The organism is Mesorhizobium sp. KR9-304 (assembly GCF_040049215.1).
GTDB lineage: Bacteria > Pseudomonadota > Alphaproteobacteria > Rhizobiales > Rhizobiaceae > Mesorhizobium_K.
The window spans coordinates 66,692-93,220 of the sequence record NZ_JBDZDN010000008.1 but is presented as its reverse complement, the minus strand read 5'-3'; the positions used below and the strand labels follow the sequence as shown (position 1 = coordinate 93,220).

Annotated in this window: 24 protein-coding genes and 2 pseudogenes; 17 read left to right on the top strand and 9 right to left on the bottom strand. The window is 60.7% G+C overall.

What is annotated here, in order from left to right; all coding sequences use genetic code 11:
• The 3 genes and pseudogenes from ABLE71_RS25390 to ABLE71_RS25380 all read right to left on the bottom strand — a co-directional run.
• Window positions 1-188 (bottom strand): annotated as a pseudogene (locus tag ABLE71_RS25390) (IS110 family transposase); the annotation flags it as partial.
• A gap of 182 nt (window positions 189-370) precedes the next feature.
• Window positions 371-1,276, bottom strand: a complete 906-nt coding sequence (locus ABLE71_RS25385; RefSeq protein ID WP_348786269.1) for an AraC family transcriptional regulator — start codon at window positions 1,274-1,276, stop codon at window positions 371-373.
• A gap of 143 nt (window positions 1,277-1,419) precedes the next feature.
• Window positions 1,420-2,124 (bottom strand): alpha/beta hydrolase, encoded by a 705-nt coding sequence (locus ABLE71_RS25380; protein ID WP_348786268.1) that lies wholly within the window; start codon window positions 2,122-2,124, stop codon window positions 1,420-1,422.
• A 466-nt stretch (window positions 2,125-2,590) separates the two neighbouring features.
• On the opposite strand from ABLE71_RS25380, the gene ABLE71_RS25375 reads away from it, so the two are divergent.
• The 4 genes from ABLE71_RS25375 to ABLE71_RS25360 all read left to right on the top strand — a co-directional run bounded on the left by ABLE71_RS25375 (window position 2,591) and on the right by ABLE71_RS25360 (window position 7,162).
• On the top strand, window positions 2,591-2,977 hold the full coding sequence (locus tag ABLE71_RS25375) for a DUF3489 domain-containing protein (protein ID WP_348786267.1): 387 nt from the start codon (window positions 2,591-2,593) through the stop codon (window positions 2,975-2,977).
• A 4-nt stretch (window positions 2,978-2,981) separates the two neighbouring features.
• The gene (locus ABLE71_RS25370) at window positions 2,982-3,503 is read left to right on the top strand and encodes a DUF2924 domain-containing protein (protein ID WP_348786266.1); all 522 of its coding nucleotides are present in this window, start codon (window positions 2,982-2,984) and stop codon (window positions 3,501-3,503) included.
• The gene (locus tag ABLE71_RS25365) at window positions 3,500-5,257 is read left to right on the top strand and encodes a recombinase family protein (RefSeq protein WP_348786265.1); all 1,758 of its coding nucleotides are present in this window, start codon (window positions 3,500-3,502) and stop codon (window positions 5,255-5,257) included. The genes ABLE71_RS25370 and ABLE71_RS25365 overlap by 4 nt, the downstream gene beginning before the upstream one ends.
• A gap of 831 nt (window positions 5,258-6,088) precedes the next feature.
• Window positions 6,089-7,162, top strand: a complete 1,074-nt coding sequence (locus ABLE71_RS25360) for a metallophosphoesterase (protein WP_348786264.1) — start codon at window positions 6,089-6,091, stop codon at window positions 7,160-7,162.
• Here ABLE71_RS25360 and ABLE71_RS25355 read toward each other — a convergent pair.
• Window positions 7,097-7,258, bottom strand: a pseudogene (locus ABLE71_RS25355) (CDP-archaeol synthase); the annotation flags it as partial. The gene ABLE71_RS25360 and the pseudogene ABLE71_RS25355 sit on opposite strands and share 66 nt — an antisense overlap.
• 591 nt (window positions 7,259-7,849) lie before the next feature.
• The gene (locus ABLE71_RS25350) at window positions 7,850-8,935 is read right to left on the bottom strand and encodes an AI-2E family transporter (protein WP_348786263.1); all 1,086 of its coding nucleotides are present in this window, start codon (window positions 8,933-8,935) and stop codon (window positions 7,850-7,852) included.
• Between the two features lie 134 nt (window positions 8,936-9,069).
• On the opposite strand from ABLE71_RS25350, the gene groL reads away from it, so the two are divergent.
• Both groL and ABLE71_RS25340 read left to right on the top strand, forming a co-directional pair.
• Window positions 9,070-10,692 (top strand): chaperonin GroEL, encoded by a 1,623-nt coding sequence (gene groL, locus ABLE71_RS25345; protein WP_348786273.1) that lies wholly within the window; start codon window positions 9,070-9,072, stop codon window positions 10,690-10,692.
• Window positions 10,693-10,798: 106 nt separating this feature from the next.
• On the top strand, window positions 10,799-11,014 hold the full coding sequence (locus ABLE71_RS25340; RefSeq protein ID WP_348786262.1) for a universal stress protein: 216 nt from the start codon (window positions 10,799-10,801) through the stop codon (window positions 11,012-11,014).
• Window positions 11,015-11,106: 92 nt separating this feature from the next.
• On the opposite strand, the gene ABLE71_RS25335 is transcribed toward ABLE71_RS25340, so the two are convergent.
• From ABLE71_RS25335 to ABLE71_RS25325, 3 genes are read right to left on the bottom strand one after another with little or no spacing between them, the layout of a single operon-like run.
• Complete coding sequence (locus ABLE71_RS25335; protein WP_348786261.1) at window positions 11,107-11,874, bottom strand: ABC transporter permease; 768 nt, start codon at window positions 11,872-11,874, stop codon at window positions 11,107-11,109.
• The gene (locus ABLE71_RS25330; RefSeq protein WP_348786260.1) at window positions 11,871-12,701 is read right to left on the bottom strand and encodes an ABC transporter ATP-binding protein; all 831 of its coding nucleotides are present in this window, start codon (window positions 12,699-12,701) and stop codon (window positions 11,871-11,873) included. The genes ABLE71_RS25335 and ABLE71_RS25330 overlap by 4 nt, the downstream gene beginning before the upstream one ends.
• Window positions 12,698-13,966, bottom strand: coding sequence for an aliphatic sulfonate ABC transporter substrate-binding protein (locus tag ABLE71_RS25325; protein WP_348786259.1), 1,269 nt, complete (start codon window positions 13,964-13,966; stop codon window positions 12,698-12,700). Before ABLE71_RS25325 ends, ABLE71_RS25330 begins: the two co-directional genes overlap by 4 nt.
• Before the next feature lie 102 nt (window positions 13,967-14,068).
• Here ABLE71_RS25325 and ABLE71_RS25320 point away from each other — a divergent pair, with 102 nt between their 5' ends.
• From ABLE71_RS25320 to ABLE71_RS25290, 7 genes are all read left to right on the top strand, one after another.
• Window positions 14,069-14,488: a CBS domain-containing protein gene (locus tag ABLE71_RS25320; protein WP_348786272.1), complete on the top strand. Its 420-nt coding sequence runs from the start codon at window positions 14,069-14,071 to the stop codon at window positions 14,486-14,488.
• Window positions 14,489-14,586: 98 nt separating this feature from the next.
• Entirely contained in the window at window positions 14,587-15,144 is a 558-nt protein-coding gene (locus tag ABLE71_RS25315) for an HPF/RaiA family ribosome-associated protein (RefSeq protein WP_348786258.1), read from the top strand.
• 80 nt (window positions 15,145-15,224) lie between these two features.
• A complete protein-coding gene (acsA, locus tag ABLE71_RS25310) occupies window positions 15,225-17,015 on the top strand; it encodes an acetate--CoA ligase (RefSeq protein WP_348786257.1) in 1,791 nt (596 codons plus the stop codon).
• Window positions 17,012-17,998: a pyruvate dehydrogenase (acetyl-transferring) E1 component subunit alpha gene (gene pdhA / locus ABLE71_RS25305; RefSeq protein ID WP_348786256.1), complete on the top strand. Its 987-nt coding sequence runs from the start codon at window positions 17,012-17,014 to the stop codon at window positions 17,996-17,998. Before acsA ends, pdhA begins: the two co-directional genes overlap by 4 nt.
• Window positions 17,995-19,002 carry an alpha-ketoacid dehydrogenase subunit beta gene (locus ABLE71_RS25300; RefSeq protein WP_348786255.1) on the top strand — a complete coding sequence of 336 codons (1,008 nt, stop codon included), beginning with the start codon at window positions 17,995-17,997 and terminating at the stop codon, window positions 19,000-19,002. The genes pdhA and ABLE71_RS25300 overlap by 4 nt, the downstream gene beginning before the upstream one ends.
• Window positions 18,999-20,279 carry a dihydrolipoamide acetyltransferase family protein gene (locus ABLE71_RS25295; RefSeq protein ID WP_348786254.1) on the top strand — a complete coding sequence of 427 codons (1,281 nt, stop codon included), beginning with the start codon at window positions 18,999-19,001 and terminating at the stop codon, window positions 20,277-20,279. Before ABLE71_RS25300 ends, ABLE71_RS25295 begins: the two co-directional genes overlap by 4 nt.
• A complete protein-coding gene (locus tag ABLE71_RS25290; protein WP_348786253.1) occupies window positions 20,276-20,518 on the top strand; it encodes an acyl carrier protein in 243 nt (80 codons plus the stop codon). Before ABLE71_RS25295 ends, ABLE71_RS25290 begins: the two co-directional genes overlap by 4 nt.
• A gap of 91 nt (window positions 20,519-20,609) precedes the next feature.
• Here ABLE71_RS25290 and ABLE71_RS25285 read toward each other — a convergent pair whose 3' ends face one another.
• Window positions 20,610-21,563, bottom strand: coding sequence for a 1-phosphofructokinase family hexose kinase (locus ABLE71_RS25285; protein WP_348786252.1), 954 nt, complete (start codon window positions 21,561-21,563; stop codon window positions 20,610-20,612).
• Window positions 21,564-22,430: 867 nt separating this feature from the next.
• On the opposite strand from ABLE71_RS25285, the gene ABLE71_RS25280 reads away from it, so the two are divergent.
• From ABLE71_RS25280 to terL, 4 genes are all read left to right on the top strand, one after another.
• Window positions 22,431-23,180 (top strand): hypothetical protein, encoded by a 750-nt coding sequence (locus ABLE71_RS25280; RefSeq protein WP_348786251.1) that lies wholly within the window; start codon window positions 22,431-22,433, stop codon window positions 23,178-23,180.
• Between the two features lie 64 nt (window positions 23,181-23,244).
• A complete protein-coding gene (locus tag ABLE71_RS25275; RefSeq protein WP_348786250.1) occupies window positions 23,245-24,540 on the top strand; it encodes a DNA methyltransferase in 1,296 nt (431 codons plus the stop codon).
• Window positions 24,533-24,940, top strand: a complete 408-nt coding sequence (locus ABLE71_RS25270; RefSeq protein WP_348786249.1) for a DUF5681 domain-containing protein — start codon at window positions 24,533-24,535, stop codon at window positions 24,938-24,940. Before ABLE71_RS25275 ends, ABLE71_RS25270 begins: the two co-directional genes overlap by 8 nt.
• A complete protein-coding gene (gene terL / locus ABLE71_RS25265; protein ID WP_348786248.1) occupies window positions 24,937-26,397 on the top strand; it encodes a phage terminase large subunit in 1,461 nt (486 codons plus the stop codon). The genes ABLE71_RS25270 and terL overlap by 4 nt, the downstream gene beginning before the upstream one ends.
• The last annotated feature ends 132 nt before the right edge of the window (window positions 26,398-26,529 follow it).

Below are 26,529 nucleotides of genomic sequence, written 5' to 3'. Positions count from 1 at the left end.
CGAGCCCAATAATGCGACGAACTGCAAGCCTCGATCCCGACCAGGCATCGGGGCAGTTTCTCGAAGAATCCCAGAACGCGCCCACGAGTCAGCTTCCTTCGGATGACAACCTCACCGGCCGCAGCCACGCCGTGCACTTGAAACACGGACTTCGCGATATCCAGACCGATCGTCGTAACGTTGCTCATCATCGCGCTCCTCCAGCTCTAATCCCGCGATCATACCGCAGAGAGGGAGGAGAGCCGTCCACCGCATCAAAGGCAGACAGGCAGCTTTGGACCAGCAACGTGATAACCCGGACATCGCCGGTTTTATTCGCCCGATTTCGTACGCTGGTGAGTTGTCGAGCCGATGAGAAGCGAAAAGGGTGTTAGCGCCGGAATAGGCGCCGCCAAGCACCTGGGCTGACACCAGCCATGCGCTGGAAAGTACGCGAAAAATGGCTCTGATCGGCAAAGCCGCAATCGAGTGCGACGTCGGCTAACACGCGGTTCGAGTTCGTCAACATGCCCTTCGCCCTTTCAACACGATGATGTTGAAGCCAGGCATTCGGCGACATGCCAGTCGATCCACGGAACGCCCGCGTAAAATGTCGTATCGACAATCCGCATGCGCCCGACAACTCGGTGAGTGTGATGCCTCCCTGCAAATTGGCTGCGAGGAGTTCCTTGGCACGACGCTCTTGCCACCGAGCCAGTCTCCCGGTTGTTGAGACCGGATGCAGCTGCATTCCCCCATATGTGTGCGCCACATGTGTCGCGAGCGCCATAGCTACATGGTCGATGAAAATTGCGTTTCTCTCCTCGGGTGGAACCGCCAACGTTGGCTCAATCGAGCGCACGAGGTTGTTCACGACCGAATCCCTGAACGGCTTCCCAGGTTCGTGGCGAAGCTCGTCGATACGCGGCGAACCAGCGTCTTCGGCCAAAGCGTCGAGGGCCCTACACGGCAAGTAAAAGTCGATTGCATGAAACGTGTCGCGGAGGTCCCCGGCTTTTGGCGGGCGAAGATCGTAGAGCAGGTTTGTGCGCAGATCGTAGATTGTAATGGAGCCGGCCACGAAGTTTCGGTGGGGGAACAAACGGTGGTCGGCGTATAAATCGAAGTCCGGACACTCTTTCAGCTGAACCGCGACCAGGAACGCATCGTCCCGGACGCGTTCGCTAACACCTACATCGTCGCGATCTCCTTTGAGCTCGACAAACCCCATGCCAGACTTGCACATCGAACTCGTCGTCAGTGTCGCCGCATTTTCCAGGTGCAGGGAATCCGACACGAACTGTGGCCCGACCCAGCGGTCCTCGTCAGAACGACTTCGGTCTATGCGACTGCTCAAGACGTGGATGCTCCGAGTGCCGCAAGAACGGGCACGGCTGGCGGCCACATTGTGAACCAAAACCGTGCCCGAGTCATCTGCGCCTAATGCGTCACTTCCTCCGCCGCGCGGCGGATCAATGCGGCAACGTCCCCAGGCTTGGAGACGTAAACGGCGTGGCTGCCCGCAACCTCTGCGACCGTGGACCCTGCGCGTTCGGCCATCATGCGCTGCGCAGGCGGCGGTATCATGTGGTCTTCAGAGGCCACGATATAGTAGCTCGGCTTCACCTTCCAAGCCGGGGCGGTAACGGCGCCTGTCAACGCCTCGACTCCCCACGGCACCTGCGAGTCTGCCATGAACGCGGCCGTTTCTGCATCTACGTCAGCAGCAAAGGAGGCCGCGAACTTCGCTTTGTCGAGGGCGAGAAAGCCGTCGACTGGTGGCAGAATGGGCGGCACCGGTGCCCCCGGCGGCGGGTTCGCGATCAGCGTTGATACCGACTCGCCCTTGTCGGGCGCAAAGGCTGCGATGTAGACGACCGCCCTCACCTTCTCATCCGTTCCCGCCTCGGTGACGACGACGCCTCCATAGGAATGGCCCACAAGAACAACGGGGCCGTCCTGTGCCGCAATCGCACGCCGGGTGAACGCGACATCATCTGCTAGTGACTTTGTCGGATTCTGCACGATGGTGACGTTATAACCGTCCTTCCTCAGCGCGCCGTAAACACCCTGCCAGCCGGAGCCGTCAACGAAGCCGCCGTGTACAAGAATGATCGACGCCATTACCGCGTATTCGCTTGCCATACTTTCCTCCAAATGACGTTTGCCAAGGAGGAAGCATGCTCCTGGCATAGATGAGCTATCGTGCTCAATCGGGACGTCAGTTGAACGATTGGGTCATCCTGGTAGCGCAACCAAGTCCTTGGGCAATGTCGGCTTTCGGGCAAAGGAGAAGTTTGGCTGAATGTCTGCGATGAGGCGCAAACCTGCCATTCTCATGGTCGCGGGCGCTACCTTCTTAAACTGCGAGAACGAAACTCACAGCAGCGCCCAACCACTTGCCTCCAGGATTTGAACCAAAAAAAGGACTGACGAACGCACTATGGCCGCTCTCATAAATTCGCGTCTCAACACTGGACTTCGGCCCTAAAGCACGCATTGCTTGGCAACGACGAATTTGGCTGCCTTGTTGAGTTGTCGCTCCGAGGTCAAACCGCTCTGCCCGCAAACTGCGGGCTTCCGTCAGTACAGGCGCAGGATAGTCCGGCGCTTGAACCTGACGGAGAACAAAATGACCACAGATTCCAACCTTGATGATTCTATGCCGGACGAGCGGCCTGGCACGCCTGCACCTGTGAAGCCGAAGCCTGCTCGCAGATCGAAAGCCAAAGCTCCCGGCAATCCCGTTCCCGTCCAAGAACCAACCGCTCCTCGAGCGGCAGCAGTCGGCCACGCTACTGCAAGCAAGTCAGACATTGTCGTCAACAAGCTTCGCGCAGCCAAGGGCGCAACGATCGAGACGCTGATGACGGCAACCGGGTGGCAGGCGCACTCGGTGCGCGGGTTTCTATCTGGCACCGTCCGCAAGAAGCTTGGTCTGCCGCTTGAAAACGAGATCGGAAAGGACGGACAACGTCGCTACCGGCTGGCCAAGTAGCGCTATGAGCCGGATCGACAAATTGGAGAGGGAGATTGCCGGGATCGGTGATCTCCCTCGACAGGAACTGGTAGCAGCCTGGTTGAAGACATACGGCTGTACAGCACCGAAGGGGATCAAACGAAGCCTGCTCGAACGGTCTGCTGCCTGGCATCTTCAGGCACGACGGCTTGGCGGGTTGTCCCGAGAGGCCAACCGGGCTCTGAAGGTCGAGCGACCTCTTGCCGATGGTTCTGCAATGGAACCTGAAGCTTTGTCGCGATCAAGCGGTAATGTTGGAGAGCAATCATCATCCGAGGATAGCCGTTTGGAACTGCCTGCATCGCAGCGCACCGCGATTGCATCAATCGCCCCAAAGCCTCGGCCAGGAACACGCTTCATGCGGGAATGGAATGGCAGGATGCATGTTGTTGATGTGACCGATGACGGGTTTCTGTTCGACGGCAAGACCTATCGCTCGCTCTCGGCTGTCGCCCGCCGCATAACCGGTGCCCGATGGTCAGGCCCAAGGTTCTTTGGGCAATGAGTGACGTCATCCGCCTTCGCTGCGCTGTCTATACCCGTAAGTCGACTGAGGACGGCCTTGACCAGGAGTTCAACTCGCTCGACGCCCAGCGCGAGGCGTGCTCGGCATTCATTGTGTCTCAGGCCAGCCTTGGCTGGAAACCGGTTCCTGCCGCCTATGACGATGGCGGCATCTCCGGTGGCACGATGGAGCGCCCTGCCCTGCAGCGCATGCTGCAGGATATCCGCGACCGGAAGATCGATGTTGTGGTCGTCTACAAGATCGATCGCCTTACCCGGTCCCTCACCGACTTTGGCAAGATCGTCGAGGTATTCGATGCAAGCGGTGTCTCCTTTGTCTCGGTCACCCAGCAGTTCAACACCACGACCTCGATGGGCAGGCTGATGCTCAACGTGCTTCTGTCATTCGCCCAGTTCGAGCGCGAGGTCACCGCCGAGCGCATCCGCGACAAGATTGCCGCCTCCAAGAAGAAAGGCATGTGGATGGGCGGTGTCGTTCCCTTTGGCTATCGCGTCGAAAGCAGAAAGTTGATCATCGAGGAAACAGAGGCCTCGACTGTCAGGCACCTGTTTGATCGATATCTTCAGCTGCAATCGGTCCGGGCATTGGCTGACGAAGCGGCGGCATCAGGACTGACGACGAGAACAGTTCGACGCATGGACGGAACGCAGCACGTCACCAGGCCGTTCGGGCGCGGCAATCTCTATCATCTCTTGTCCAACCCGATCTATGTCGGAAAGATCAGACATCGGACACTCGTGCATGAGGGAGAGCACCAGGCGATCATCGATGCAAGATTGTTCGAAGCCGCCCAGGCGCTTCTTGCCAGCCAGGCCCCACGCCGACGCAGCCCGACAAACAGCAAAGGCCAGCACCTGCTGACTGGATTGGTCTATGACGAGGCTGGCGAGAAGTTGCGCTCGGTCCATGCCAACAAGAAGGGCATTCGGTACCTCTACTATGTGTCAAGGCGACTGACGATCGGGACGTCATCGAGCGTCACCGACCAAACCACCGCGACTGGCGGATCTTCATCTGATCTCAAGTCAGACAGTGGATGGCGGCTTCCAGCCAATCAGCTTGATGCGATTGTTGAGCATCAAATGGATTGCATGCTCGCCAACAAGGCGCAGCTTTCCGAATGGACCAGGGAATTGGTAGCAGCCGACGAGACTGGTAACGCGATGCAACGCGCCGAGAGAATCCGGCGCGATTGGAAGACAGATCCCCTCACCTGGCGCAAGGCGATGATCGCAAAAGTGTTCCGCCGCATCATCCTGAAGCCCGGCTGCCTGCTCCTTGAAGTCGATCGCCTTGCGCTGGCCAATCTGATGCTCGATCGCAAGGCGACAGCGAAACAGGCAAAATCCCCATCCGCCAAATATCCAGTCGTCAATATTGAGTGTCCCATGTCCTTGCGACGTCGAGGCGTCGAAACCAGAATGGTACTGGCGGACGGTTCCGATGCCAAGCGCGAGCCCGACGCGGCGTTGGTCGATCTGATCCGCCGGGCGCATCGCTATCGTCGGCAACTGACAGACGGCTCAGGGTGCAGCCTGTCCCAGATAGCCAAACACAATTCCACCGACCCTTCAGAAGTCAGCCGGCTGCTTCCCCTGGCCTTCCTGGCTCCAACGATCACCGAAGCGATCCTCGACGGTTCACAGCCCGCCGAACTGACGGCCCTGCGTCTGTCGCGCATGGCAGATCTGCCGCTGTCATGGCGTGAGCAGGCAGACCTTATCGGCAAGTAGCCGATACTTCCCACAATCATCGACGATGCACCGACCATCGCTTGGCCAAACACTTGGCCGGCGAAAGGGCCAAACGGAGACGGCTTCGCGAAAAGCCCATATCTGGTCGCTAAAGCGCGTCTCTCTGCCAAGTGTTGCGAGAACGTATCTGGTAACCCACGGAAATGACGAGGCTATTTGGAGACGGCTGCAAACACCGCAATTGCGGCAGACTGGATGGTGGTTCCCAAGGGACTCGAACTGGCAACCAAACAGCAAAACTAAGCCTCGGAAATGTCGACGCTATTTGGGCCCATTTTTAGGAAAGTCGCGGACAGAGACGTTTCGAGTGAAAATAGCAAACGTTTGGACAGAGACGGCGCGCCAGCGATAGAGCGTGGCCGCGAGACGCCGACCGCGCTTGCCGCGGCTTGCGCCGAAAGCCCGGCGCGCTGCGCCGCAGTCCACCGCCTGACCGCATCCATGCGCAGCGCCGCTTCATGCGAAAGAGATGTCGCCGCGAGCCGTGACGCCAGAGCACCGGCTCTGATAACATGGCGAGACAGGCCAAAGACCTGCATCGGGGATTCTCCTGAAACTGGTGTGTTGCAACTCCAGCTTCGGAAACCCCCGAACCTTTCTCAAGGCCCCCGTCTCATATCTGTCTGGACCTACTCAGCGGCCCTGTTTTCCCGCAGTGGTGTGGCGATTCACGAGGGGGCGACGAAGATCGTACCGGCTATGCGGTGGACTTTGGCGAGTTGCGTGACCGAATGCGCAGGAAGATGTCTTGCAGCGTGTGGCACCATAGGTGCACCCTGCCTTCTCGGCGGACGAACCCGGTGAACCGCGATGATCGACGTCAGCCAGAGGTTGGACGAGCGCCTGGGCCGCATCCATGCCCGCCAGCGTCTCGGTATTGAAGAGGACCATGAAGCCCAGGTCTTCGGTCAGGGTTTGAACTTCTTCCACCTGGAGAATTGGTACTCGATCCATGCGGTGATCCGAAATGTACTACGGCTCACAGGCCTCTACGGCCGCGGACGACACAATGCCGCGCGCGTCCAGCTTCGGGTGAACAAGATCGTATCGGCCGGCTTGCCACGTGCCTTTGAAGGTTTTCGGATTCTTCATCTGAGCGATCTCCACGCGGACATGAGTGGCCCAGCGATGGACCGCGTGATCGAGCTTGTCACTGATCTCGACTACGATGTATGCGTCTTGACCGGCGACTTCCGCGCAAAGACCTTCGGCCCGTTCGGCGCAGCTCTGACCGGCGTTGCGCGCGTGCGCGCCTCTCTCAAGGGACCGCTATATGGCGTGCTTGGCAACCACGACACGGTCCGAATGGTGCCGGCGCTCGAGGACATGGGCATTCGCATGCTCTTGAACGAAATCGTCGCAATCGACAGGGGCGGCGAGCGCATCCATCTGGCCGGGATAGACGATGCTCATTTCTTCAGGGTCGACAATATCGAAAAGGTGGCCGCCGAGGTGCCGGCGGATGCGTATTCGATCCTGCTTTCGCACACCCCCGAAATCTATCGCCAGGCGGCCCACGCCGGGTTTGATTTGCTGCTGGCCGGCCACACCCACGGCGGACAGATTTGTCTGCCGGGAGGCATTCCCATTACCCTGAGTTCGAAGCTTCCGCGGTCGATGGGCGCCGGTTCCTGGAAGCACCGCGACATGGCGGGCTACACTTCGGTTGGCGCCGGCTCGAGTGTCGTCGCGGTACGGCTCAACTGCCCGCCTGAGATCACGCTCCACCATCTCCACTGCAGCGATCTAGTAGGGCCTGTCCCTTATGCGAAGCGTGTACAGAAGCCGAGAAACAAGGATCTCACCAACCCAGAAGGCGCCGACTCCGACCAGGATATCCCAGAGCGACAACCCAAGAAGGCTACTGACGGCCAGGAGGGGTAACAGGGATTCCGGCACCTGATCGAGCCCGGGCGCTTGGGCGCTCGAAGCCAAGCGAAGGCGTCGCTTGAGAAAGCTCGATAGCAGGTCGCCGGCCATCGCAACGAAGCCGATCAGCGCTCCGGTCTTGAGGTCGAGCCCCACAAACGAGCCGCCAGCCGCAGAAGAGACTATTGCCAGCACAAGGCCGCGATATGTCTTTGACCGGCCAAAGAGAGGTTGACCATCCCAAAGAAGCCAACCTCCGTCGATCGGCCATGCGAGCCACTCGCCGAGCAATTTTTTGGCGATGACCGGCACGCCGTTCGCAAACGTCAGCACGACGAGGCACTGTACAATCAGCCAAGGATGAAGTTGCATCATAGTTCGCTCATGACAACGGGGGTGAGGCAACCATCTGACGACACGGATAGGCCAGCCGGTCAAGCATATGGCTGTCTTTGGCCTCACGCCCGGAAAGCCGTTCGATGAGGACGCGGAACAACAGTGCGAAGAACGCTCGGATGGCGGCAGGGCTACTGGCTTCAGGGTACCGGGTTCCCACCAATCGAAATGCTTGCTCAGAAGCGACCACGCGCGGTCCCGCTGGCGCTGGCATTTGGCTAGAAGTCGCACAGTCCGATCCAATCGGATTCATTCGCGACACTTGGCCGTATACTCCGGCCAGGCTATGACAACGCGGCGGCGCCCTCACCCACCCGGCTCGGCCGCGCCTGGCTCGTGACCGTGCGCTGGGGCGGGCTCGATCGCGGTTGGGCCGTCCAGTCGCTTCTTGAAAATGTCAATGAGACTAAGGGTGACCGCAATCGCCGCCGGACCGAGAACGAGCCCGGACGCTCCGAAGAGGACGATGCCGCCGACAGCGCCGATGAAGGCCATCAATGTGTGAAGCCGCAATCGGTTCCCGACTAGCATAGGATAGAGCAGGTTATCGATGCCCGCGATGATGACGCCGCCCCAGACGGCCAGTATCGCCGCGCTGGTCCAAGCCCCCTCCACCGCGAGATAGGTGGCCGCCGGCACCCAGACCACGAACGCGCCAAGTACGGGCACGATGGCGAGAAGACCCATTACCAGACCCCAAAATACTGGGGTCGGCAGGCCGAGCCACCAGAACATTAGGCCGCCCAATGTTCCTTGGACGGCCGCCACGAACACTGTTCCGACCAATGTGGCGTGCACGGTTTCCGCGAAGCGCGACAAAATACGTGTCGTCTCGTGTGTATGGAGCGGCGAAAGGTTTTCGACGCCTCGCAATGCCTGATGACGGTCCCGCAAGAAATAGAACAGCATGTAAAAGGTCAGGACGAACGTTACTCCCTGATTGACCGACCCGCGCACCACGGATGTGCTCTGCTCAGTCATCCATTGCGTGAATGCGGCGATCGAGCCGGCCGGATCGAGCCGATCCTCGATCCATCCGGCGATAGCCGAAAGCCTAGGATAATTCGATACAAGGTCATAACTGTTCCAGTCTCTGATGACCTGCTCAATGTACGTGGCGCCGTTTACTGCCTCGCGAACGAGTTGCTGTGCGACGAAGACAAGCGGTAGTCCGGCGGCAACCGCCGCGAGGCTCACCGACATCAGGGCGGCCAGGCTTGGATTACCCAGCCTTGCCTCAATTCGCCGGTGAGCCGGGTTAAGGACGATTGCCAACACAAGCGCCCAGGTCAACGCGGGCAGGAACGGCACGGTCAGCAGATAGCAGACATAAAGGCCGATTGCCGTCGCCGTCAGGATACCGAGTGCTCTCAACTGTTTCAGGTCGGACATCGGCTGCCTCCATAGGCTGACCGAGCCTAACCGGTTTCGCGGCAAAAAGGCAGCTTCCGTTGGCTATTGACACGCGTCAAAGCCGCCCGAAAGCAGCCCTGTTAGATAGGCTGAACGCAATTTCGGAGACAGCCATGGCACACAAACAGGTATTGTTTCGTTCGGAGGCGCGCGAAAAGATCCTCCGAGGCGCGACGCAGCTTGCCGATGCCGTGCGTGTCACGCTCGGTCCACGGTCGAAGTCGGTCCTGATCGAGAAGAAATGGGGCGCGCCGATCGTCTGCAACGACGGGGTGACCATCGCCAAGGAGTTCGATCTCAAAGACCCCGAAGAGAATCTTGGTGCCCGCATGCTGCGCCAGGCAGCCGAGAAGACTGGAGACATGGTGGGTGATGGAACGAGCACATCGACCATTCTGGCGCAAGCGATGTTCGCCGACGGAGTGCGCAACGTCGTAGCCGGCGCCAGCGCGATTGACATCAAGCGAGGTCTGGACCGCGCAACAAAACGCGCGGTCGAGTCACTGAAGCAGCTATCACGGCCGGTTGCGACACGACGCGAGAAGGAGCAAGTGGCGACGATCTCGGCGCACAATGATCCGATCATCGGCGAGCTCGTTGGCGAGGCCATGGAGAAGGTCGGGGGAGAAGGTGTGATTACCGTCGAGGAGTCGAAGACCACGGAGACGGTCCTCGAGGTCGTCGAAGGCATGCAGTTCGATCGCGGATTCCTCTCGCCTTATTTCGTGACCGATCCCGAAAAGATGGAAGCGGTGTTGGAAGATGCTCTCGTTCTTATCGTCGAAAAGAAGATCGCCTTGCTGAATGACCTCATCAAGTTGCTCGAATCGGTAGCGAAGTCGGGTTCACCGTTGCTGGTGATCGCCGAGGATGTCGAGGGGGAAGCGCTCGCAACGCTGATCGTCAATCAAATCCGGGGCACGTTCAAGAATTGCGCCGTCAAGGCACCGGGCTTCGGCGATCGCCGCAAGGCGATGTTGCAGGACATCGCCATCCTGACGGGCGGACAGGTCATTTCCGAGGACCTTGGCATCAAGCTCGAAAACGTTACGATGGAGCAACTGGGGCGCACAAAACGCGTCGTCATCGACAAGGATGCCACGACGATCATCGGCGGCAGCGGCGATGCGAAGGCGATCAAGGGTCGTGTGGAGCAGATCCGGCGCGAAATCGACAACACTAGCAGTGACTACGATCGTGAAAAGCTGCAGGAAAGACTGGCCAAGCTTGCGGGTGGGGTCGCAGTCGTCAAGGTCGGTGCCCCGACTGAAGCCGAGATGAAATCCAAGAAGGAAGCACTCGATGATGCCATCAGCGCCACCAAGGCAGCGGTCGCGGAGGGCATCGTTCCGGGCGGCGGGCTTGCATTGCTGCGTTGCATCGCTGCGGTGGAGGATGAGGAACAGCACTGCGACGGCGACGAGCGAACGGGCGTGCAGATTCTCAAGCGCGCACTTGAGACGCCGGTCCGCCAGATCGCAGAGAACTCTGCCGTTGATGGTGGGGTAGTCGTTTCAAAGATGATCGAGGGAACCGGCAATTTCGGCTTCGACGCCGGACGAAAGGAGTATGTCGACCTCATCGAAGTCGGCATCATCGATCCCACCAAGGTCATCCGCATCGCTCTTGAAAACGCTGTGTCGGTGGCCGGTGTTCTGCTTTTGACCGAGGCGACGATGACCGAGATCCCGGAACCGCCCAAGGAACGGACACTGGCACCCGACATGGCGATGTAATTGCGACGGCTCATCAAGGCGGGCGTCGACGGTCGATCGCGAGGCGCGCCGCGCCGTAGTCGACGCTTTGCCGTTCCTGACGGCCTCGACCGAGACGACCGTCGCCATGATAGATCGCGAACCTGATCGTGCCGTCCGTGAGAGCGTTAACGACGTCGTGTCCTTCCTGAGACGTCACGGAGTGACCGCGCGCGGAGACGTGATCACCCATTCGGGCGATGGCCAGGGCTTGCTGGAATTGGCCCGCTCGGCTCATGCCGATCTGATCGTCTCAGGCGCTTATGGGCACAGCCGGGTGCGCGAATGGGTTTCGGCGGCGTAACAAGGACACTGCTGAACGAAAGCCGTGTTCACCGCTTCATGTCGTGTTGATGGACGGCAGCCATGGTGATCCGGCGCGCGAGAGAGACGGCGCTATCCGACGTTCGTGCCCCAGCGGCGATGCAGAAACCGCTCCCATGGCGAGAAGAGGATTCTGTCAACAAGCAGACCGATCAGCACGATGATCACCATGGCGCCGATTACCTGATCCATCGCGTTCAGTTCACGCCCGTAATGCAGCAATTGGCCGAGCCCGAACCCCGTCAGGATGGTTACGTAGATTTCGGCGGCCATCAGTGATCGCCACGCGAACGCCCATCCCTGTTTCATACCACTCACCAGAAATGGCAGTGACGCCGGCACCATAACCCTCGTCCAAAGGTGCAGCCCTTTCGATCCCATCGTGCGCGCTGCGCGCGCGTAGATCGGCGGGATAGTACGGGCACCGTGATTGGTCGCGATGATGACTGACCAAACGGTTCCCATCACCACAACGAACAGCATTGCTGCTTCCGTTTGCCCGAACCAGAGCAGTGCCAGGGGCACCCAACACACGCTCGGCAATGTCTGGAGACCGAGCGCGAGCGCCCCGAGCGTATCCTCCATCAGCTGCGATGCACTGGTGAGCAGTCCGAGCGGCAGGCCGACCACGACGCCAATCGTGTAGCCCGCCAGCAATCGCTTGAGGGTAACCCAAATCGCCTCGGTGAGTGTCCCGTCCGATATTGCTCCCCAGAGGTACCGACCGACGCTCGCTGCGGTCGGGAAGAGGACTGGAGACCAATGGCCGCTACGCGCTGCGAGCTCCCACAGTCCAAGCAGCGCCGTGAAAAAGAGCGATACGGCAATCAGGCGCTTCATTCCGACACACCCTGGCCAACGGTACCTCGAAGGGCATCGGCGATGCGCGCAGCATGGGCTACCAACTCGACATTGTAGATGCTGCGCGGGCGCGGCAGCGGGATGTCGAAGGATTGGACAATCCGTCCCGGAGCCGCCGACATCAGCAAGACGCAATCCCCGAGGCAGGCTGCCTCGCGCATGTTGTGCGTCACGAATATTATTGTCTTGCCGCTGGTGCTCCAGATCCGCTGGATATCGTCATAGAGGTGCTCTCGCGTCGTCGCATCGAGCGCGCCAAAGGGCTCATCCATCAAGAGAACCTGAGGATCGGGGGCGAGCGCGCGCGCCAACGCCACACGCTGCTTCATTCCGCCCGACAGCTCATGCACATGTACCCGTTCGAATTTCTCGAGCCCCACCAACGCAAGCAGTCGGTGGGCGATTTCCCGTCGCTCGCTCCCACTCAGCTCCGGGCAGAGCTTTAGGCCGAACATGACATTGCCGAAGACGTCCAGCCAGGGAAACAGAGAAGGCTCCTGAAACACCATGAGGCGCTGCCGCCCGGGACCTGTGACAAGCTGCCCATCCGCGAGTACCCGGCCGGCGTCGGGCTTCGTCAATCCCGCGATGATGTCGAGCAATGTTGACTTGCCGCAGCCACTTGGTCCCACCAGGCAGACGACTTCGCTTGCCGCAACCCGCATCGAGATGTTGTCGAGCGCATGCACGCTCGCCCGCGGCGTACGAAACCATTTGGACACATTCTCAACAACGAGCTTTGGGGACGCTTTGATATCGGGTCCGTGATTCCGCGTATTTACCTCTGTTGGATCCAGCAGGGTCATTGCGGATCTACAAGGCGCGATAGATCAGGCATCGAGTGCAAGAACCCAACCTGCTGGGCGCTGGTCACGAACGCCTGCAGTTGCGAGGACGAGATACTGCTAGTCAGGGACATCCGCATCCAGGCGCGGGCGAAGAGTTCCGCCGACATGACGATCCTGAAATCAGCCTTGAGTTCATCACCGATCATGCGTTGCGCCTCATCCGGATGCTGGTTGATCCATGTCGTCAGCTCGCGATGCGCGTTCACGAAACGGCTGACGATATCACGATGTTGCGCCAAAAACCCGGCACGCGACACGAGCAGGGTCGTCACGGCGTCCTTTTGTTCTACCAGCACCTTGCCACCAGCTTCCAGCTCAAGCCGAGAAACCCATGGCTCGACTGTCCAGACCGCATCGAGCTGCCTGGTCTTGAAGAGAGCCAGTTGGTCAGGATTGGCCGTCGGCAGGACTTGTGCGTCACCGCCAGCCTGCGTGATCCTCAGCCCCCCGGCGATGAGCCAAGCGCGAGCGGCAACGTCCTGTGTGTTGCCGAACTGCGGGGTGCCGATGCGCTTGCCGCGGAAATCCGCCGGTTTGGTGAGAATTAGATCGGGTCGCACAACGAGGGCCGATCCGCCTTCGACCGCTCCGGCAAGAATGCGGATCTCCTCTCCCCCCGACCGTGCATAGGCATTTATCGCCGGATTGGGTCCGACATAGCTCAGATCAAGGCTTTCAGCGAAGATCGCTTCCATGGCGCTGGGACCGGCATTGTAGGCATACCATTCGAGTTTGACGCGGGCGCCGAGCCATGGAGCGAACCAATCCCGCCCCCGTCGCTCGAAGTTCCTGGCGACCAATGCCTGAGCATGCGTAATATTGGGAAAATAGCCGACCCGAACGGTGATATCGTCGGCGCGGCCGAATGTTGTCCACAAAAGCGACAGGCCTACTAGGCAGATCAAGCTCAGGAGATGCGAAAACGCCTCGCGGCGCCGATCGCGAAATCGGGCCACGTACCTAGTCTCCACCTCATCCAGAGGTTTCATCTTGGCTGTCCGGACAATCTCTTCGATCTTACCTACGAGATTTTCACTGATGCCGGGGAGTTCATCGAGCGGCCGGCCATCCGCTATCATGCCACCGACATTGTCCAGCTTGTTCTCGATCGCGGCGCCGGCACGGGGATAGGCACCGATTCGAAACGGATTGGCACCCTCTGTCTCGAGGAGGTCCGCCATCCAATCGAGTGCCACGGCGACACCGGTAATGTGCACAGCCATCTGGCAAAAATGACCTCCAAAGGATGGCCCGCCTTGATCAGCATCAAACCGAGGCGCGGGAAGAGTAGTAGTTTCAACTACGATTTGGAAAGGGAGGTAGCGATGAGAGTCTCGAAAGCCATGCACACGAATGCAACATGGGTACCGCCAACGATGCCGGTTCCCGAGATCTCGAGAATTATGAAGGAACGGGACATCGGCGCCGTGCCCGTCGGCGAAAACGATCGCCTCATCGGCATGGTGACGGATCGTGATATCGCAATCCGCGCCATGCCGAATGGGCATGACGTGTCGTCAATGACCGCGCGCGACGTCATGTCGACGGGCATCACCTATTGTCGCTCCGACGATACCCTCGAAGAGGCTGCCCGCTTGATGGAAGCCAAAAAGATCCGCCGGCTGCCGGTCATCGACGCCAACAAGCGCATGGTCGGCATGCTGAGCATTGGCGACATGTCCCATTTTGCCGACGAGGATGTGACCGGCGAGTTGATGCAGGCGGTGACCGGACACCACGCTTGAGTCAAACAGGGCGATGGAATTCAGGCAGGGATGTCCTCCAACTTCGTGCAGGAGCGTGTCGACAGCAGTAGGCTGATTTAGAAATTCAGAGTGTGATTATGGAAACTCCCGTCGAGATCGACTTCCATGGCATCGCGGCTGCGCCTTGGCTTCAGGAGTTGTTGAATGAGCGTGTGCGGGAACTTGAGACGCGGTACGAGCGCATTACCAGTTGCCGTGTCGTCCTTACCGGGCCGGGCAACCGCCATCGCTCCGGCGGACTATACGACGTGCGCATCCACTTGGCCCTGCCCGACGGACGGGAGGTCGCCGTCGACCGAATAGATCACGGTGACGAACGATATTCGGACATCCGCTTCGCGATCAACGATACGTTCAAGCGGGCGCGACGGCGGTTGCAGGATCAGGCTCGACGGCTGCAGGGCCAGACGAAACATCACGAGCCGCAGCCATCCGGAACAGTCGCTCGCCTCGATCCGTCCGGCACGCACGGCTTCATCGCCACCTCCGATGGCCGCGAGATCTACTTTCATCGAAACAGCGTCCTGTCCGATGCATTCGGACGGCTCAAGCCGGGTTCTCGGGTGACCTTTGCGGAGGAGGCGGGTGAGAAGGGCCCTCAGGCAAGCACGGTCAGGCTAGCCGGTAAGGCATAGACCGAGACGACGGCGCATCACGCGGCGAGCGTTCCTGGCCGTGTTGGTTGCAGAGGATCAAACAGAGCGGAGGGAGGTGCATGTCCAACGTCGAAGCTTCGGTCAAGGTACCGGAACGGTGCATCCGGAAGAACTTGGCCGCCCTCTCTCCGCAACCGAACCTGCTCGACTACGAGGCGGTTCGATCGCGCTTCGACTGGGCCGATGCCTGGAAGCTCCTCGACGGCCTGCCGGGCGGCGGGGGCTGCAACATCGCCCACGAGGCCGTTGATCGGCACGCGGCCGGACCGCTGGCCGATAGGATAGCAATCCGCTGGCTCGGCAAGACGGGCGCGCGGCGCGACTTCACATTCGGCGACCTTCGCCGAGAGACGAACCGCTTCGCCAACGCACTCGTCGGTCTTGGCGTGTTGCCCGGGGAGCGGGTATTCGTGCTCATGGGAAGGCTGCCTGAACTCTACGTGGCCGTTCTCGGCACGTTGAAGGCGCGCTGCGTGGCGTCGCCGCTCTTTTCCGCCTTCGGTCCCGAGCCTATCGCGACCCGCATCGGTATTGGCGAGGGCCGCGTCCTCGTCACCACGCCGGAACTCTACCGTCGCAAGGTCGAACGCGTACGCGACAAGATGCCTAGCCTTAAGCATATCATCCTGGTCGGCGAGGGCGCAGTCGAGGGCACCGGCCTCCACCCCTGGCCGATGCTCGTGGACAGCGCGTCACCTGATTACGTGATCGGTCCGACCGATCCCGAAGACGTGGCATTGCTGCATTTCACCAGTGGCACGACTGGGCGGCCGAAGGGCGCCATTCACGTGCACGCCGCCGTGGTGGCGCATCATGTGACGGGCCTCTATGCCCTCGACCTGCACCCGGACGACATCTTCTGGTGCACGGCCGATCCGGGCTGGGTGACCGGCACGAGTTACGGCATCTTGGCGCCGTTGACGAACGGCGTCACAAGCATCGTCGTGGAGGCCGAATTCGACGCCCAGGCGTGGTACTCCACCCTTGAGCGCGAGCGCGTCACCGTCTGGTACACCGCGCCCACGGCCGTTCGCATGATGATGCGGCTCGGCGCGCAAGCCGCCAAGGGCTATGACCTCTCCGCGCTCCGCTTCGCGGCGAGCGTCGGCGAGCCGCTCAATCCGGAAGCAGTGGTCTGGGGCGTTGAAGCCTTCGGCCTGCCCTTCCACGACAATTGGTGGCAGACCGAGACCGGCGGCATCATGATCGCCAATCTGGCCGCGCTCGACATTAAGCCGGGCTCGATGGGCGTGCCGCTGCCCGGCATCGAGGCGGCGATCCTGCGCCACGAGGACGGACGGAACGTCGAGGTGATCGAAGAGCCGATGGTCAAGGGCGAACTAGCGCTCAAGAAGGGATGGCCTTCGATGATGCGCGGCTACCTCAACGAGGAGGAGCGTTACGCCAAGTGCTTCCTCGGCGACTGGTATCTGACGGGCGACCTCGCCAGGCGTGACGAGGATGGCTACTACTGGTTCGTCGGTCGCGCCGACGACGTCATCAAGTCGGCCGGGCATCTGATCGGCCCCTTCGAGGTCGAAAGCGTCCTGATGGAGCATCCGGCGGTCGCGGAAGCCGGCGTGATCGGCAGGCCTGACCCCACCATCGGCGAGATCGTCAAAGCCTTCGTTGCGCTGAAGCCTGGCCATGAACCGTCAGAACAGCTCCGCAAGGAGCTTCTCGGCCACGGGCGCAAGCGGCTCGGGCCGGCGGTGGCGCCGAAGGAGATCGACTTCCGCTCGAACCTACCCAAGACGCGCTCCGGCAAGATCATGCGGCGGCTCCTGAAGGCGCGCGAACTCGGCTTGCCGGAGGGTGATCTGTCGACACTGGAAAGTGACGAGAAATGAGCGACAAGCCGCATCTCGACCGTAAACACGGTCAGCACCTATTCCGGCAGATGCTGCGCATCCGGCGCTTCGAGGCTAAATGCGCCGAACTCTACCAGGCGCAGAAAATCCGCGGCTTTCTCCATCTCTACGACGGCGAGGAAGCGGTCGCCGTCGGTGTCATGCAAGCGCTGGAGGAGCGCGACGCGGTTGTGGCCACGTATCGCGACCACGGCCACGCGCTCGCTCGCGGCCTGCCCATCGGCGCGCTGATGGCCGAGATGTACGGCAAGGTGGAGGGCTGCTCGCGCGGGCGCGGCGGTTCGATGCATTTCTTCGACCGCTCCCGGCGCTTCTATGGCGGCAACGCAATCGTCGGTGGCGGATTGCCGCTCGCCATCGGCATTGCCATGGCGGACAAAGAGTTGCGCCCCGGCGCGGTCACGGCATGCTTCTTTGGCGAGGGCGCCGCCGGCGAAGGCGAGTTCCACGAGAGCATCAACCTTGCCGAACTCTGGGATTTGCCGGTGCTCTTCGTCTGCGAAAACAATCTCTACGCGATGGGGATGCCGCTCGAACTGGCGGAGGCCGAAACGGACATCTTCCGCAAGGCGGCCGTGTACCGCACGCCGACGGAAGCCGTCGACGGCATGAACCCGGTCGCTGTCGAGGCGGCGGCCAGAAAGGCTGTGGAATCGGTCCGGGCCGGCAACGGTCCCTACTTTCTCGAATGCCGAACCTATCGCTTCCGCGCCCATTCCATGTTCGACGCTCAGCTTTACCGCACGCGTGAGGAGATAGAGCTTTGGAAGGAGCGCGACCCCATCCCGCGCACGCAGAAGTGGCTGGAGGAAAACCACATGCTCTCGTCCGAGGAACTGCGCGAGATCGAGAGGCAGGTCGAGGCCGAGATCGAGGAGGCGGTGGCCCTCGCGGAAGAGGGTGCCTGGGAGAATGTTGAGGACCTCGAGCGCTTCGTGCTGATGGGTGAGGTGCCGGAATGAACGACCGGAGCGCCAACGAAGGCACGAACAGGACGACCTATCGCGAGGCCTGCAGGCAGGCCATCCGCGACGCGCTCATCAACGATCCGCGCACCTTCCTGATGGGCGAGGATGTAGGGCTCTATGGCGGTTGCTACGCCGTCTCCAAGGGCCTGCTCGATGAGTTCGGGCCGGGGCGCATACGCGACACGCCGCTGGCCGAAGCCGCCTTCGTCGGCGCCGGCATAGGCGCGGCGATGGCGGGAATGAGACCCATTGTGGAGATCATGACCTGCAATTTCAGCCTCCTTGCGCTCGACCAGATCATGAACAATGCCGCCACCATCCCGCACATGTCGGGCGGGCAGTTCGCGGTGCCGCTGGTGATCCGCATGGCGACGGGTGCCGGACGGCAGCTCGCTGCCCAGCACTCGCACAGCCTGGAGGGCTGGTTCGCCCATATTCCCGGCCTGAAGGTGCTGGCGCCCGGCACGGTCGAGGACGCGCGGTACATGCTGAAGTCGGCGTTGGCCGATCCCAATCCCGTGCTGATCTTCGAGCATATCGTTCTCTACAACGCCGAAGGGGAGTTGGACCCGGACGTGACGGAGGTCGACATCGCCAAGGCGAAGATGCGCAGGCCCGGGCGCGACGTGAGCATCCTGACTTACGGCAACAGCCTGCCGAAGGCTCTTGCCGCCTCCGATATCCTCGCCGAAGACGGCATCGAGGCGGAGGTGATCGATCTGCGCGTGCTGCGCCCCCTCGATAAAGCGACGATCTTCGAAACTGTCGCCCGCACCCACCGCTGTATCATCGTCGACGAGGGGTGGAAGAGCGGATCGATTTCCGCCGAGATCGCCGCGCGCCTGTCGGAGGAATTGTTCTTCGAACTCGACGCCCCCATCCGGCGCATCTGCGGCCGCGAGGTGCCTGTCCCCTACGCGGCGCACATGGAGGAGGCGGCGCTGCCGCAGACCGCGCAGATCGTGGATGCCGCCCGCGGCCTGGTGAAACCGCGATGAGCGACTTCGTGATGCCATCGCTGGGCGCCGACATGGAAAGCGGCAAGCTCGTCCAGTGGCTCGTCAAGCCCGGCAGCGTGGTGAAAAAGGGTGATGTCGTCGCGGTCGTCGAGACCCACAAGGGCGCGTTCGAGATCGACATCTTCGAGGATGGCGTCGTCACTGAGCTGCGCGCGAAGGAAGGCGAGGAATTGCCGGTCGGCGCGGTCCTTGCACGCATCACCGCGCCGGGAAAAAAGCCCGCCGAGCCCGCAAAGACCCCCAAAGCCCCAGCCGAGCCTGCTCCTCCGCCCCCAAAGATGGAACGGGAAATCTCAGCCGTTGGGAAAGAGCCGGAGGTCCCCACCAAGGAGACAGCCCCGTCCAAACCGGCCCCTGCGAAGGCGCCACCCGCGCCCCGGCCGTCGCCCGCGCCACCTAGCCGGCGGACCAAGGTCAGCCCCGTCGCCAGACGACGTGCGGGGGAACTCGGCATCGATCCGGACACGCTCAAGGGCACCGGCATCGACGGCTCCGTGACGCTGGCCGATGTGGAGCTTGCCGCAGCAAAGGGTATATCGGCAAAGCAGCCTTCCCCCACCCCTGCTCCCGGCGTGCGCCGGACGGGCTTCGATCCCGGCCAGATGCGCAAGGCCATCGCGACCGCCATGGCGCGTTCGAAACGGGAGATCCCGCACTACTATCTCGCAAGCACGATCGACATGAGCCGGCCGCTCGCTTGGCTGGAGTCCTTCAACAAAGAGCGCCGTCCCGAGGAGCGGCTGCTGCCGGCCGTCCTGCTTCTCAAGGCGACCGCGCTGGCGCTGCGCGAGCATCCGCAACTCAACGGCTTCTGGGAGGACGACCGTTTCCGCCTGGCGGACGGCATCCATATCGGCTGGGCGATCTCGCTGCGCGGCGGCGGCCTCATCGCGCCCGCCATACACGAGGTCGACAAGCACGGGCTGCCCCGCCTGATGGAAGCACTGCGCGATCTCGTGGGGCGCGCCCGCGGCGGCGGCATCCGGGGCTCGGAGATGATGGACCCAACCTTCACCATCACCAACCTCGGCGAGCGCGGCGCGGAATCGGTTTACGGGGTCATCTATCCGCCGCAGGTCGCCATTCTGGGCTTCGGCCGGATTGTCCTGCGCCCGTGGGTCGTCAACGGCAAGGTCAACGCCCGCCCCCTTGTCACGGCTTCACTTGCCGCCGACCATCGAGCGAGCGATGGCCATGCAGGCGGCCTGTTTCTTTCCGCTGTCGAGCGCTTTCTGCAGGAGCCTGAATCCCTATGACCGAAGCCGAAATCCGCAAGCTCGCCTGCGAGATCCTTTCCGACATCGCACCGGAAACGGATCCGGCGGCCCTAGCCGGCGACAGCGACATCCGCGCGGCACTCGACATCGATTCTATGGATTTTCTCAACTTTATCATCGCGCTGAACAAGCGGACGGACGTGCCGATCCCCGAAGAGGACTATCCTAAGCTGTTTACAATGAACGGCGTCGTCCGCTATCTCACCGGGAGCGCGTAGCCGACGACGAGTCAAGCGGCCTTTGACTCGGGCTCCATGTGAAACGATCATTTCAGAAGGGCCGCCCCGGGTCGCAACGATGGGCACGCCTCTATACTAGACCCGCCAAAAGCTCCGTGTCCGCATCCGGCGACATCGGATACAGCGACCGAATGTCTTCACGGCGGCAAAGTTCCGTTCCCGGCGTTAGCACGGCCGCAGCGCCTGCGGCGATGCCGAGATGGAAGGCGCCTTTGACGGCCCATCCGCCGGCGAGCGCCGACACCATGGCGCCAAGGAAGCTGTCGCCCGCGCCGATGGCGGAGCGCACCTTCACGCGGGGTGTCGGCATGCGCAGCACGTCCTCGGCCGTTACCAGCAAAGCGCCATGCGCGCCCATAGTGACGGCCACCATCTCCGCAACACCGCGTTTCACCAAGCTTACGGCCGCCTCGCGTGCGCTTTGCTCGTCCAGTTCGTGGCCGACGAACTGCTCAAGTTCGCCGAGGCTCGGTTTCACCAGAAAGACCCGCGACTCTTCCAGCGTGACGCGCAGCCCGTCACCGGAACTGTCGAGCACGAACCGGCCTCCCTTTTCGGCGACGATCTTTGCCATCTTGGCGTAGATATCAGGTGTGACCTTTTCCGGCAGACTGCCGCTTGCGACGACATATTCGGCCGGGTGCCTGCGAACGATCTCGAGGCATGGCTTCACTTCCTCATTCGAAACAGCAGGACCGTTTGGCACGAAGCGGTAGTCGAAGCCGCTGCCGCTCTCCTGAACCGCAAAGGCGACGCGCGTGTCGCCCGAGATCGGAACCATCTGCCGGCGGATGCCATCACGCGCCAAGAGCGTATCGAGCCAAGAGCCGGTGGGTCCTCCGGCCAGAAAGACCGCCTCCACCTCCCCGCCTATCGTGTCGATTACACGTGCGACATTGATACCGCCGCCGCCGGGGGCGTAACGCTGGTTGGATACCCGTACCTTACGAATTGGGCGGACGACGCCGACCTCTCCGAACAGATCCACCGTCGGGTTCAGGGTAATCGTGAGAATGGACGACATAAGCAACTCCCTCCAAACAGTAGCCTCGCGCCGCCAAGCCTGCCTGCCTGCCGTTAAGGGGACGGTTCATGCGGTCCCATGACCCCGCCTACGGCCTTTATCGATATCCGCCGCGGCGGAACCTTGCGTTGACTCAGATCAACGCCAGTTCGGTCTGGAGCGCACTGAACGAATTCTGAAACGATCGCCTATGAAAGGATCGGTCGCGGCGGAGCAGGCTCTATCCGGCCGAACCTCCTCTACAATCGTCGTGATGCACCAACCATCGCACCCGAAAACGTTTGGGTGGGAAAATGGCCGCGCTGAGACAACTCGCCCAAGTGCCCCGTTTCCAAGCCGAACCACCGTCTCTCCGCCAAACGTTGCCTCAGCCTGGCCGCTAACCGGCGGAAAAGACGGGGCTATTCCGAGACGCTCGAAAACTACCCGAAACAGGCAGACTGGATGGTGGTGCACTCAGTCTTCTGCGAACCAGTCTCCGTCCGACATTCCCTGTTCCGCAGGGAATCTACAGGGAATTTTCACGAAAATGGTCACTTCGGCGAGTGTCCGTTGCCGAATAAGGTAGCAAAACCCGACGCTTAGGGGGAAATTCCCTACGATACCAAACAGGGAATTATCTCCCCCGCATCAGTGAATTATTGTGCTCGAACAAGGTTGCGGTTGCATGAGGCATGAGACGAAAGCACGAAAGCACGCCTCTTGCAGCCTCCCAGCGACGGAGACAGAACGTACACGTACTGAGTCGGACTGCAGTCAATGGGTTTGCCGTCGATACCGCTGCTGAAACAGCATTGCTTCTCGCAGGTACTACTCTTGCAATTCTGAGGTCTTTGGACTCTGATCCCATAGCATCGGCGTTGGAGCATGCTGGATATGCCGACCCTACCCTTGGACCATACTCTGCCGCTCGTCGCCACGATCGGCGTCATGCTCTATCCCGGCACGGACGAGGAGGATCGTCGCCGAGCCGCCGCCTACGCGGCTCACTTCCGGAACAAGGCCTATCGCCAGTTACGAGACGCTGGCGTGCCACTCACGCCGAAAATGGAAGAAGAACTGGCAGAAGAAGACGAACTGCCGCGCGACCTGAAGAAGCGGTGGTTCGCAGGTGTTGCGATGGGCAACATGCTGAAAGTGCTTTTCGGTCTGATGCAGAACGAACCGGATCTGGCATCCTGGAACCACGCAGCCGCCATTGTGTCCAAAGCCTACGAGGGAACCGGATTTCCGAAATCTCGCGCCTATCTTTGGGCTGTCAGGCGACGGTTTTTTCCCGTGGCGCCTCTATGGGCGGCTCATTGCATACGTGATGGAAAATTCATTCACGCGCCAGAAAGTGGCTACGGTCTCGACACTGATTTTCAGTATTTCCTATGGGAGGCTGAGCTGTTGGGACAATGCGGCAGAAGCTACTATCAGGACCGCGACAAGGCCGAGCCATTTCTGCCGCGGGACAGCTGGCACGTGCCGTACGATTGGCCAGGGCCGGAATACAATCCCTGCTTCCAGGAAGCATCTGAAGCGAGGCTGCGGTATGCGAATGTGCCCGACTTGATCAAAGGTCTTCGGTCGGGCGGCCGACCCATGATGGCGCCTTCTGTCGACTTAATTTAGACAAATTTTTTGCGGCGCTCGATGCGCGTAGTTTCAGGGCACGTCAACCAGCCCTGGAGCTAACATGACTATGCCTCAGAGTTTCGATTTGGCTGTTGAGATGATGCCAATCTCAAAGCCAACTACCAATAAGCGCAATGCGCGCAAGCACTCCAAAAAACAAATCCGGACGCTCGCAAGGGGTATCGAGCGGTACGGATTCAACAATCCCATTCAGGTAGACGAGGACGGCAGGATCCTCGCCGGTCACGCCAGGTTCGCAGCGGCGAAGATGCTCGGCATGCCGTTGGTACCGTGCGTTCGGATAACTGGTTTGTCTGCTGAAGAAAAGCGCGCCTACGTGCTGTTCGACAACAAGCTCGCGCTCAACTCCGAATGGGATGACGAGATCGTCGCCCACGAGCTGATGGGGCTGAGGAACTTGGATTTCAAGTTCGACCTTAGCCTAACTGGCTTCTCGGTTCCAGAGATCGATAGGGCGATTGATAGTATCGCAGTGGTCGAGACTGGCGATCCAGCGGACGATGTCGTTCCTGAAGTGGCGCCTCCTCGCTGCCGGCGGGGAGATGTCTGGCAACTCGGACTGCATCGTTTGCTTTGCGGCTCCGCGCTCGACAGCAGCGTGCTCGCCGCTCTGATGAACGGCGAGAAGGCTGAGATGGTGTTTACCGATCCGCCCTACAACGTCCCGATCGAAGGGCATGTCGGCGGCTCCGGAAGGACGAAGCATCGCGAGTTCGCGATGGCGTGCGGCGAAATGAGCACGGCCGAGTTCACTGACTTCCTGCGCACCAGTTTCCAGAACCTGGTGGCATACAGCGTCGACGGCTCGATCCACTTCATCTGTATGGACTGGCGCCACATGGAGGAAATGGCCGCAGCCTCCAACGGTGTCTACGCCGAGCTAAAGAATCTTATCGTCTGGGCCAAAGACAACGGCGGTATGGGCAGCTTCTATCGCTCTCGCCACGAATTGATCTTCGCTTACAAGAACGGCGCTGTCCCGCACATCAACACATTCGAGCTCGGCCAGCACGGGCGCTACCGCACCAACGTCTGGCAGTACCGGGGCGTAAACACGCTCAAAGCCGGTCGGATGGATGAGCTGTCGCTGCATCCAACGGTGAAACCCGTGCAAATGATTGCCGACGCCATCAAGGACGTGTCGTCACGCGGCGGTATTGTCCTCGATCTCTTCGGTGGATCCGGCTCGACGCTTATTGCAGCACACAAGACCGGGCGCCGCGGATACATCGTCGAACTGGATCCGACCTATTGCGACCGCATCATCCAGCGATACGAGACCTTCGCCCACGACGAGGCCGAGCTGGTTACCCTCGACGGTGACCGCGATGAGTGACCGTCCGCACAAGACCCCGCGGGACGGGGCTCGCGAAGAGGTCGGGTACGGCAAGCCCCCGTTGCACAGCCGGTTCAAACTTGGGCAGTCGGGCAACCCCAGGGGTCGGCCTAAAGGCACCAAGAACCTCAAGACTGACCTGGCCGAAGAGTTGGCGGAACGCGTTCAGGTCACCGAGAACGGCCGTCTTTTGAAGATTTCGAAGCAGCGATTGATGCTGAAGGCGCTCACAACCAAGGCCATTAAGGGAGATGCCAACGCGGCGAAAATTGTCCTCAACCTGATTGCCCAGACCATTGGTCTGTCGCAGCAGGACGAGGCAAAGACAGTTCTCGGGGAAGAGGACGAGGCGATCCTGTCCGATTGGCTGGCGCATGCCAGTGGTGGGAGGCGCGAATGACAAAGCGAACAAAAGCGCAATTCTCGTTGCCGCCCAAGCGCGAGATACTGGATGCAGCCCTGCGCACCAATCTCGGAAGCTTCGCCGCCAAGTGCTTTGGTGAAATTTCAGGCGGAAAAGCCTTTGATCCAAACTGGCATGTTTGGGCGATCGGCTATCAGTTGGAGCAGGTCCTGGAAGGCAAAACGAAGCGGCTGCTAATCACTATGCCGCCACGCTCCCTGAAGAGCTTGTGTGCCTCGGTTGCCCTCCCCGCCTTCGCTCTAGGCAAAGATCCCACGAAGCGCATCGTATGCGTCTCGTACGCTGAAGATCTTGCTGCCAAATTTGCGCGCGACTGTCGGGCCGTTATGGAGTCTCAATGGTATCGGCGGGTTTTTCCTGACACTAGAATCAGCCCTTCGCGAAGCGCTAGCCTTGATTTCGAGACCACCCGTCGTGGTGGCCGATTATCTACATCGGTCGGAGGTACGCTTACAGGCCGCGGGGGTTCTCTGATCGTCATCGATGATGCTCACAAACCCGACGAAGCACAGTCTGAAAGACGACGCGCGACAACTCTTGATTGGTATAGCAACACGCTTGCGTCTCGCTTGGATGACCGGCAGAACGATGCGATCGTTCTGGTTATGCAGCGCGTGCACGTGGATGATCTTGCGGGTCATCTCATGGAACAAGGCGGCTGGATACACTTGAACCTGCCGGCGATCGCGATTGAGGATGAACGCGTCGAGCTGGGCGGCGGTAACCACCATCATCGCCGTATTGGAGAGCCCTTGCATGCTGCACGCGAGCCACTCGAGGCTCTCGAGCGGCTCAAGGCGGAGATGGGTACGTTTCACTTCAGCGCCCAGTTCCAGCAGTCGCCGATCCCGGCTGAAGGAAATCTGATAAGGCCGAGTTGGTTCGGGAGGTACGCAGCTCTGCCTCTATCCGAGACCAAGCGCTTTGTCGTTCAGAGCTGGGACCTCGCGGTGAAAGACGAAGAGACCAATGACTTTTCGGTCTGCATAACCGCATTTATCGATGGCAACCAGGTGTTTGTGACAGACGTCTTTCGGCAGCGCCTCAACTACCCTGCGCAAAGGCGGGCCGTCGTTGACCTGGCACGTCAACATGCCGCCAACGTCATTCTGATTGAGGCTTCGGCAAACGGGGATCCTTTGGTCGCCGATCTGCGCGAACTCAATCGGCCGGGAATTCCAACACCGATTGCAATCAGGCCGCGCGGTGGGAAAGTCGAGAGACTTTCGATACAGTCACACCGCATCGAGGCGGGCGATGTCAGACTTCCGGAAAAAGCTGACTGGCTCGAAGCGTTCATGGCAGAAATGCAAGCTTTCCCCTATGGCCGCTACGACGACCAAGTGGATGCATTATCGCAAATGCTGGCGGGGAATAACCGTTCAGGACCTCGTGTGTCCTTTGCCGGTCCGATCACAATCGGACCGTTCTGATTGCCCTCGGTCAACCGGCTGAATAGCTCCGAGTTTAATGATGGCGGAGAGAGCGTCACCGCGCTAGCCGGCTTCACCGCGGTTCTAGTTGGCGGCTCGGCGGGGACAGACGGCATAACAGACGGTGCAGAC